Genomic DNA, 8319 nt, shown 5'->3' on the forward strand with positions numbered 1-8319 from the left:
CCCTTGGGCCGGTTGGCTCTCGCCTCGGCTCGATAGTCGGCCCACCGCTGACGCAGCGTGTACGTGCGCGGCATGGATTCTCGCCGGAACTGCTCCTCGTCCTCCTCAGTCACGGGCCGCTCGGACAACGGTGGAACCATCATGTTCTCTCAACCTCCACGATGAGGTAGCTATCCTCCAGCGCACCCCCACCATCGGAAACGCGCCCTGTTAAGAACACAGGCTACGCCCAGAACCAACACAAAACACTAAGAATGCCCAGTAACCACCATGATGTGTTCTCCCACCCCACGCGCGCGCCGCCACACAACCCCGCCCCGACCTCGTCAAACGCGAATGCAGGAGAACCACAGGACAGCGAACACAGCTGTCACACATCCCACCAACCGGACAGTGATCACCGATCACCGGGTGCCGACCACCGATCACCGGGGTGCCGACCACCGATCAAAGCAGCTTGTCGAGTGCCTCTCGGATGAGGCGCTCCTCCCCCGAGCCGTTCGTCGGCAAGCGCAGGACGGGAACGCCGTACGCGGCCATGATCGAGTCTTTGCGCGCGTCGCGCTGCTGCTGTTGCTCGCTGTTGCCGTGATACTGCCAGCCGTCGACCTCGATGGCGAGGACCAGGCGCCCGGTCACCCGCGAGTACACCCCGAAGTCGAGGGCGCTATCCGTGAACACGAAGGCACGCTGTTCCTCACTGAGGCGACGCGTGTTCGGCAGCGCGTCCCTGAGGAATACTTCGGTCTGATAGCCGAAGCGAGCGTACCTGGGTTCCGCGAGCGCCTCGCGCAAGCATTGGTCGGCGATGTTTTCGGCGGGCGAGCGCCGACGGTCGGCCCACTTGACGCGCGAGTAACGTTCGAGCGACGCGCTGTAGGCGTTATAGAGGACATCGAAAATGGAGACGATGTCCGACTGGACGACGGCGCTTGGATCGTACATTTCGATGTAATCGAGCAGTGTCCTAATGTTTCGGCTCAGGCGGACGCCTCCGTGCGTGGTGACGACGATGAACCGGTCTTTGGCGCGCGACACGATGACGTTCGTCATGGCGTCAGAGTCGTAGAACTCGCGCGCGGCGGCCCGGTCGTGCGCGTTGAGGACCGTGGATAGGACCACCGTTCCCGCGCCGCGCCCCTGGAATTTGTGCGCGGTCTCCGCCAGCCATCGGGCGTGCTGGCCTTCGCCGAGGTCCGCGCGGATACGCTGGCGCAGGCCGGTTGCTTGCGCCCGGAACGGGGTCACAACGCCGAGGATGAAGTCGCCGGACTCGTCCTTATCATTCGCCTCGATGCCCTCGCGGATGACCCGCATGTCTTCGAGCTGGGCGATAATCTCGATCTCCCTCTGGGAGAAGAAGCTTCCCCCGCGCGCAGGCCGCCGCGCGTGGTTTCCCGGTGCGGCGTAGACGATCGCGAGCGGATCGGGGGCGTCCTCCGTCGGTACGCGCATCGGGATGAGCTGACCGCCGTAGTACATGCGGTTGCAGAATTCGATGATCGCGGGGTGGCAGCGGTAGTGTTCCTTGAGCAGGGTGCTGGGAACTTGTTCAGATTCGGTCATAGCCTTGACGGAATCGAGCAGCGATACCGAGCGCACATCAAATCGTTTCGCGGGCGGTTGCCGTTTGCTGTCGTCCCAGCCCTGGAAGATCGGCCCGATCTGCCGCGCGTCGCCAACGATGACGGCGTTGCGAGCCTTACTCAGCGCTGCCATTCCCTCTGGGAGCAGGACCTGCGACGATTCGTCGATGATGATCCAGTCGAGCAGGGTGTCCTCGGCCAGGTTGTGACGGATCGAAAAGCAGGTGGATGCGATCACCGGGTAGGTGCGCAGGAGGATGTCCGTCTGCCGGTTGAGCCACTGATTGGGGCTCAGACGGCTCGGGTGTTCGCGCTCGAAACGGTCCCGGAGGGCGGCGTCCAAAGCCTCGCGGGAACGGCGACGGTACTGCGCACTCACCTCGACGAGGCCGTGGCTGGCCGCGCGCGCCTCCGCTTCCTCGATGCGGCGGCTGAGTTCGCGTTCGCGGGTCTGATAGAAAGCGAGTTGAAGCGCCGACTGGACATCCGGGTCCTCCAGGTCAATGCCCTTCAACGATCCGTAGGCGAAGTAGCGGCGCACCCGCTCAATGAAGCCCCGAGGGCTGCGCCCAGGCCTCGGCGCGCAGCGGGCGAGGGCAAGCAGGTCAGCGATGGTCTCGGAGCTGCGCCGTACGACGGCTAGATGCGAAATTTCCGCGAGCGGGCGGCGTTTTTCCTTCACTTTCTCTTCGAAGAGGAAGCGCTCACGCTGGGTCGCGGTCAGCCGTGCCCGGATCTGCGGGATGTCGCGCGCGTCCTCCCACAGGGCGACGAGTCGCCCCTCCTCAGCCCGCAGCGCGGCCTCGTTAGCACGGGCGGATGCACCCGACGAGGCGGTGGACGCCTTCTTGGCCCAGGCCTCGCGCCGCTGCTCGAGAATCCCCTCACGCTGGTGAAATTCCTTGACGCGCTCCGCTTTTCCGAGGCTGGCCACCAGGAAGCCGTAGCCTTCCTCCGTCAGCTTGTCGATGACGTTATCCACCGCGGAGTTGGCACCCGCGACGACACCGATGGTCTTGCCCTGGGCGATGAGGGAGGCGATCAGGTTGAGGATCGTCTGCGTCTTCCCCGTGCCGGGAGGGCCATCGATGATCGAGATCTGGTGGGTGAGCGCGGCGCGAATCGCGTTGCGCTGATCGATGTTGGAGTGGAAGGGCATGATGAGATGGTCACTCGCCCCCGTCGTCGCGGACGTCGAGCCTGCGAGGAACGCTTCGAGGGCGGAGCCTCGCGGCGCTTGCGGGAGCCGCTCCCAGACGTTCGCGAGAATGGCCGCCGGTGTCAACGCGCCCTCGCCCACCCACCGGGGATAGCGCTCGCTCGTGTCCAGCGTCGCACCAGCCCGTCGAGCCTGCGCGCGGACTTCCTCGCGTACGTAGTCGAGGATGGAGGCGTTCTTGCGTTGCTCCGGCGTCGCGAACGACGCCCTCACCTCGTCGCTTCCATAGCGCCGAAGCGCGAGCGTGCCGTCAGCTTTGCGGTACGCCAGCGTGTAGCGCGGATTGCGCGGGTGGCCCGCGCGGCGGAGCGTCCAGATGATCTCGACGTTGTTCCAGCGCTGCCCGCACACCCGGATCTCATCGAGGGTGTCGACCTTGCGGCGCTCAACCTGATCGTAGAGGCGTACCCGATCCTCGCCGTATGGATACTGTTTGCCGTTAGTGTAGGTAACGACGACGCGATTCCCGTCGGGGCGCACCTTCGCGACTTTCCAGGTGTGGTCCTGCCAGTTCGGCGCGTCCTTATCGCGAATCAGGACATGCATCGTGCGCGGATCGACGGCTTCCATACCCCTCCCCCATGAGTCTTACACCCAGGATAGGCGACTGGTTGGACGCGGGGTCGATTGGTGGCGGCCTGTGTTGGAGCTCTGCGGACAGACATGGGATGCTCACTCCGCGAGCAATGCTCTGTCACCCACATCGATTTGACTCCATTTGACATGGGTACTAGGATCTACGTCAAAGAGTAAACGTAAACGATCCTGGTTGACAAAGGCGACCGTATTCCGCTAGCATTAGCGACACGAAACATCCTCATCCAAGAGGAAAAGAAAACAATCTCGACATACGAAAGGAAAACTTATGATTGATGAACAATTTTTTACGGACTTCCTATTCCTGGCACTCCACCTGATCCCATTTGCCGTCAACTGCGCATCAGACCTGAGCTTGTGGTTTGCCGACAGGTTCCGCGCCGAGAGCAACACATGTGAAGACGTCAGGATCGAGAAGCAAACCCTAGTTTTCTACACTCCTAACCACGCACCTCTGCTGCTGTCCCCCAACAACTCACGAAGCTCACTGCCTCCGCTCACCGTGCCTCTCAGCCAGTACCTCGGACTCAACCAGGAAACAAACCACATCCACATTCACGTCCATTTAGAGAGTCCGAACAAATGGATCGACGCCCAGCACACGCGACATGGCAAGGCGATTTCATCGCGAGCGTGAGCCAGGATTCACCCCCATGGACGACTAATGACGACTTCAAGCTGACGAGGTATCGACCTAACGGGAACACACGTTTCATAGCGCGATCATGCCCCTCCTACAAGAGGCCACAGATCCGCATCTATGGGTTTATACACCAGGCTTAGTCTGGCATCTCAGGGACCCCCACCACTATGGTGGGGGTCCCTTGTTATAGATTCTGTGGACGCAGACGTGCATGGCCCTTCGTATCGTGCCGTTATGGGTATGTCACTTGTTTTTCTCCTGGTTGGACTGGTTGTGGGCGCTCTGCTCGGGTACGTGGGGGCGGTGGCGCGCCGGGCGTCACAGCCGGGCGATGATGTGGTCGCCTTGCGCGCGCAGGTCGCCCGGTGGCAGGCGCGCGCGGAGGAACTCTCGCGTCGCGTCGAATCCGCCGAGGCTCGCTCCCAGGGCGACGCCTCTGTCCTGCAGGCGCTCGCCCCGGTTCGCGCCCAGCTTGAGCAAATGACGCAGCGCGTCGATCAGATGGAACAGACGCGGGCGCGCCAGCACGGCGCCCTCGCCGAGCAGCTGCGCGAGTCCGCCCAGCGCGAGGTCGAGCTGGCCCGCACGACCGCCTCCCTGGAGGGCGCGCTACGCTCGCGCAGTGCGCGCGGCACGTGGGGCGAGGTCGAGCTGGCCCGCATCCTCGAGGCAGCGGGGATGATGCCGCACGTCGACTTCGCGGAGCAGCGCTCGGTTGGTTCGCTCACTCAGGGACGAGGCCTGGGCGCGGAGAGTGCATCGGGTGAGCGCGGGCGTCCCGACGTAACGATTCACCTGCCTGGACAGGGTTTCCTGGCACTCGACGCGAAGGCTCCGATGGACGCGTACCTGAGGGCCTGCGGCATCGAGGAGAGCGGTGAGATGGCGGAGGCCCGCCGCTGCTCGGAGTTGGCGGCGCACGCGAAGGCCCTGCGTTCTCACGTCGAGGCGTTGGCGTCGCGCGACTATGCGCGTCTGCTCGGCTCTTCCCCCGAGCTGGTCATCCTGTTCGTCCCCTCCGAGGCTGCGCTGTCGGCGGCGCTGCGCGCGGACGCATCGCTCCTGGACGACGCGATGGCACGCGGGGTGGCCCTGTGCTCCCCCGTCACGCTGCTCGCGGTTGCGCGCACGTGCGCGACCGCGTGGGCACGCACGAACATCAACGAGCAAGCGGACCAGATCATCGCGCTGGGCCGCGACCTGTACGAGCGGCTCGGCGTCGTCGCGAGCCACATGGAGAACCTGGGCAAGAGCTTGGCGCGCAGCGTGGACTACTACAACAAGGCTGTCTCCTCCATGGAGAACCGGCTCTTGTCCCGGGCGCGCTCCGTGAGCGCCCTCGAGGCAGCGTCGAAGAAGACCATGACAGCCCCTGAGATAGAATCGGACGCTGCCCAGGTCCGCTCCTTCACGAAGCCGGAGTTGACGGACCAGTAAGCGATTCGGCGATGCCGTCCAACTGCGCGCGGATCTCCTCGAAGGGACGATCCAGGTCCAGCGTCGTCGCGCCGATTCGGTTGCCGCTCATGCGGTAGGTGGCGTCGGGCTGGATGTCCTCGTCGGTCGCGGCGTACAGGAGCATGCCCGACACCTCAACGCTCTCCCCCGCGCGCTCGAGGGCCACTTGCTTGTTCTTCACGTACGCGAAGATCTGGTACAGGTTCCCCGACTTTACGGTCTTTTTTTCATAGTACGTTTGCATCGTGGAGGTGTAATACTTCGCGTCGATGATGAGCACGCGGCCGCAAGCGCTCAGGGTGATGTCGCTGCGCATGGCGGGCAGGCCGACCGCGAAACCATCGTCCAGCGCCCAGTCGATGAAGGACGCGCTGGCGCGCAGCTGCGGGTGTTTCTTGCGGTAGTACTCGAGGATGAACTTCTCGTAGAGGCGGCTCATGCGCTGTTCGTCGAAGAAATCCATCATGCGCACGCTGCCGTCGCTCTGGGTTTGGAGGAGGCCCTTGACGACGAGCCAACACACCGCCATGAGCATACGGTACGTGCGGTTGTTACGGTCGTAGCGCATGTTCCAGTCGACGGTGTGCAGGTCGATATCGCTCACGTCGGCAAAGAACACCATGAGCTTCTTCAGGCTCTTCTTGCGAGCCTTCGAGATGTCCGAGCGCACGAGCAGCGCCACCGTCGCCTTGATGACGCGGTTCATCGTCGTATCGACGCTGAACTCGTCGTAGGAGCACACCAGCTGGCGGCGCCAGATCGCCTGCGATTTCACGGATTCGGTGACCTCGATTTTGCCGCGCAGCGAGGAGCGTGCCTCGGTCCGGTTCACGTATTCCTGCCCGAGGCCTCGTTTGAGCTGGAGGGACACGCCTCGCTCGAGAATGGCGGCGCACAGCTCGGCCGCGTTGTCGAAGTCCTCCGTGGCCACGGCGCGGTAGCCTTGCTCGGTGAGCGCCGAGAAGGCGTAGGCGAGCATATGGAAGATGTTGCGGACGCGAATCACCGCAGCGACCTGCGCAGCCTGTCGCTCCACTCGCGGATCTTGCCGGGTTCGTCGAACCAGTATTCCTTGAGCATCGGGATGAGTTCGTACTCCACGATCGAGGCCAGGGCTGCGTCGGTGCAGGTGTCGGCGTCCATGTTGCAGAAGTAGCTGTGTCCGATGCAGAATCCCTCACCGAGCGACTCATCCTTGATGATCGCGCGATTAAGGGATTCCACCTCACGGACCAATGCCTCGAACAGAGTGTGCCCGAGCCCGGCGCGGTAGGCGCAAAAGCCATCAGAGTCGAAGGCGGGACGCAACTCCACGAAGGCGAAGCGTCGACGCAGCGCGTAGTCGAGCATCGCGAGGCTGCGGTCCGCCGTGTTCATCATGCCGATGATGTACACGTTGCGGGGCACGTAGAAGAGTTCGCGGGAGTAGAGCAGCTGGAGCTTGTTTTTCGGCCCGCGTTTATCGCTCTCAATGAGCATGAACAGCTCACCGAAGATCTTGGAGAGGTTTCCTCGGTTAATCTCGTCGATGATGAAAAAGTAGTCGTTCTCCTCGTCGTCGGCGGCCTTCTTGCAGAAGGAGTAGAAGGCACCCTTCACCAGCTCGAAGCCTTCACCAGAGGGGCGGTATCCCTCGATGAAGTCCTCGTAGGAGTAGCTCTGGTGAAACTGGACCAGCATGACGCGCGAGGCGTCCTTGACGCCCATCATCGAATAGGCGAGGCGCTTGGCCGCGAACGTCTTGCCCACGCCGGGCGCACCCTGCAAGATAATGTTCTTCTTGGCGCGCAGGACGCCCACGGTCGCGCCGTAGCGTCCCTCGTCCATGAAGACCTCGTCGAGGAAGTGCCGGGCGGAATACTCGGTTAAAGGCTCCGATGGCACAACACTCTCAGCTGCCTCCGTGCTCTCCTCAAAGAGTGCTTCAACCCCGCCCACGAAATCTGTGTAGTCGCTAACCTCCGTGAGCGTCTTTCGCGCAAACGGCTTGTCTAGGCTCCAGCAACCTTTTCCGGTCCATCTCACATGACGAAGGTGGGGGAATCTGTCACCATCGCTATCGTAAAAGTATTCTCCAGTGACGATGCCACGCCCGATGATCTCCTTGGTGCCTCGTTTAGCGAAAATGATGTCGCCCGGCTTCATCTCCTTCGTGAACTGCCACGCAGCAAGAATGTCATTCGTCTGTCGTCCGTAGTCAGGGTAGACCTCAAGCATCCGCTCCCTCACTTCTTGCTTGCTGGTGTACACGGACAAATCACCGAGAGCAGCCGAGCCAAGCCCCATGACGCCACGCTCGTAGAACTCTTCCCACATGGACGCGTCCTCACCGGGCGCGTAGAGCCAGTAGCGCACGGTCTGAACGCCGTCATCCCCGAGAGCTGCTCCCTGCATTGTTACCTCCTTGAGAACCACAGCCATGAGTACTGGCTATTTGTCATCATGGCCACATACTACCACTCAGGTGATCGGCGACACGATTCACACTCGCACTCAACCGACAGCAAAGCCGGGCCACGCCCTCACGCGACCCGGTCACTACCTCGTCAGAGTTCTCCTGCCTCACACGAAGTCCGCCAACACACCCACGTCGCGCACTGCCTGACGCAGGCGCTTATCGCGCGTCCATAGCGACACGCCGGGGTTACGACAGCACTCGCCAGAAGTGCCACATCAACAGCACTGAGGCCCCTGCCCCATAGGTGCCGCTCCTCAACAAGATGCCGCACGCCTTGGTCGTCGACGTTGCGAACGATCATGAGGCGCTCAAGCGCTTTCAAAAAGATCGAGCGGTTCTTGAGATTCCCCAACGCGAG

Annotated in this window: 5 protein-coding genes and 1 pseudogene; 2 read left to right on the top strand and 4 right to left on the bottom strand. The window is 62.6% G+C overall.

The genetic code is table 11. The annotated features are described in order from the left end of the window. Positions 1–447: 447 nt before the first annotated feature. Positions 448–3375, bottom strand: coding sequence for an AAA domain-containing protein (locus HMPREF1136_RS03220; protein ID WP_009647897.1), 2928 nt, complete (start codon positions 3373–3375; stop codon positions 448–450). A 295-nt stretch (positions 3376–3670) separates the two neighbouring features. Between HMPREF1136_RS03220 and HMPREF1136_RS03225 the strand changes: the two genes are divergently transcribed. Then, positions 3671–4039 (top strand): hypothetical protein, encoded by a 369-nt coding sequence (locus tag HMPREF1136_RS03225; protein WP_034504675.1) that lies wholly within the window; start codon positions 3671–3673, stop codon positions 4037–4039. 240 nt (positions 4040–4279) lie between these two features. After that, positions 4280–5482 (top strand): DNA recombination protein RmuC, encoded by a 1203-nt coding sequence (locus HMPREF1136_RS03230; RefSeq protein WP_009647899.1) that lies wholly within the window; start codon positions 4280–4282, stop codon positions 5480–5482. Here the strand turns inward: HMPREF1136_RS03230 and mcrC are convergent. The 3 genes and pseudogenes from mcrC to HMPREF1136_RS11165 form a co-directional block, all read right to left on the bottom strand. Beyond that, entirely contained in the window at positions 5454–6539 is a 1086-nt protein-coding gene (gene mcrC / locus HMPREF1136_RS03235; protein ID WP_083836213.1) for a 5-methylcytosine-specific restriction endonuclease system specificity protein McrC, read from the bottom strand. The genes HMPREF1136_RS03230 and mcrC overlap by 29 nt on opposite strands. Continuing rightward, positions 6506–7897 (bottom strand): AAA family ATPase, encoded by a 1392-nt coding sequence (locus tag HMPREF1136_RS03240; protein ID WP_009647898.1) that lies wholly within the window; start codon positions 7895–7897, stop codon positions 6506–6508. Before HMPREF1136_RS03240 ends, mcrC begins: the two co-directional genes overlap by 34 nt. A gap of 168 nt (positions 7898–8065) precedes the next feature. Next, a pseudogene (locus tag HMPREF1136_RS11165) lies at positions 8066–8319 on the bottom strand (VapC toxin family PIN domain ribonuclease); the annotation flags it as partial.

It is taken from the genome of Actinomyces sp. ICM47, from assembly GCF_000278725.1.
In the GTDB taxonomy this organism is placed as follows: Bacteria; Actinomycetota; Actinomycetes; order Actinomycetales; family Actinomycetaceae; genus Pauljensenia.

Excerpts from the sequence above, each read along its gene's own strand:
- HMPREF1136_RS03225 (WP_034504675.1), top strand. The coding sequence starts at position 3,671 with ATGATTGATGAACAATTTTTTACGGACTTCCTATTCCTGGCACTCCAC.
- HMPREF1136_RS03220 (WP_009647897.1), bottom strand. The coding sequence starts at position 3,375 with ATGGAAGCCGTCGATCCGCGCACGATGCATGTCCTGATTCGCGATAAG.
- HMPREF1136_RS03230 (WP_009647899.1), top strand. The coding sequence starts at position 4,280 with ATGGGTATGTCACTTGTTTTTCTCCTGGTTGGACTGGTTGTGGGCGCT.
- HMPREF1136_RS03240 (WP_009647898.1), bottom strand. The coding sequence starts at position 7,897 with ATGCAGGGAGCAGCTCTCGGGGATGACGGCGTTCAGACCGTGCGCTAC.